The organism is Saccharothrix deserti (assembly GCF_009769385.1).
Classification (GTDB): Bacteria; Actinomycetota; Actinomycetes; order Mycobacteriales; family Pseudonocardiaceae; genus Actinosynnema; species Actinosynnema deserti.
This window is the reverse complement of sequence record NZ_VKAB01000161.1, coordinates 1-867: the sequence shown is the minus strand read 5'-3', so window position 1 is coordinate 867 and position 867 is coordinate 1. Positions and strand designations below refer to the sequence as shown.

1 protein-coding gene is annotated in these 867 nt (G+C 67.1%); it reads left to right on the top strand.

Annotated features, from left to right (window positions below):
* Window positions 1-867: IS3 family transposase (locus FM051_RS50010; protein ID WP_158855011.1), on the top strand; the 867-nt coding region annotated here is incomplete at both ends.

The following is an 867-nucleotide window of genomic DNA, read 5'->3' as shown; positions in this document are numbered from 1 at the left end:
GATCTGCGCCGTCCTCACCCAGGCCGGCATCAAGATCGCTCCGAGCACCTACTACGCCGCCCGCTCCCGCCCGGCCTCGGCACGCGCGGTCCGCGACGCGGTGGTCACCGAGAAGATCAAGGAGGTGCACGAGACGAACTACGGCGTCTACGGGGTACGCAAGATCCACGCCGAGCTGGCCCGCCAGGGCGGAGTCGCGGACCGTCCGGTCGCCCGCTGCACCGTCGCCCGCTTGATGAAAGCTGTTGGGCTGCAAGGGATTTCTCGACTAAAGACCCCGCGCACCACGCGCAGCGGCAAGGGTAGCGACCCGCGCCCGGATCTTGTCAAGCGATCCTTCGCCGCGCCGGCGCCGGACCACCTGTGGGTCGCCGACATCACCTACGTCCACACCTTCACCGGCTGGGTCTACGCCGCATTCGTGCTCGACGTGTTCTCCCGCCGCGTAGTCGGCTGGCAGCTGTCCACGTCGCTGCGCACCGACCTGGCGCTCGACGCCCTGGAGATGGGGCTGTGGACACGCGCCCGCGCCGGGCAGGACACCAGCGACCTCATTCATCATTCCGACCGCGGAACGCAATACCTCGCCGTGCGCTACACCCAGCGCCTCGCCGAGGCAGGTGCGGTCGCATCCGTTGGCAGCAAAGGAGATTCCTACGACAACGCCATGGCCGAGGCCTTCAACTCGATCTTCAAAGCCGAACTGGTCCGCAACAAGGGACCCTGGCGCGGCATCGACGACCTCGAGCTCGCGGTCGCCGAGTACATCGACTGGTACAACCACCGCCGGCTACACGGGGAACTCGGTCTGATCCCGCCTGTGGAACACGAGACCAACCATCACCACACAACCGCACCCGTCTCGGC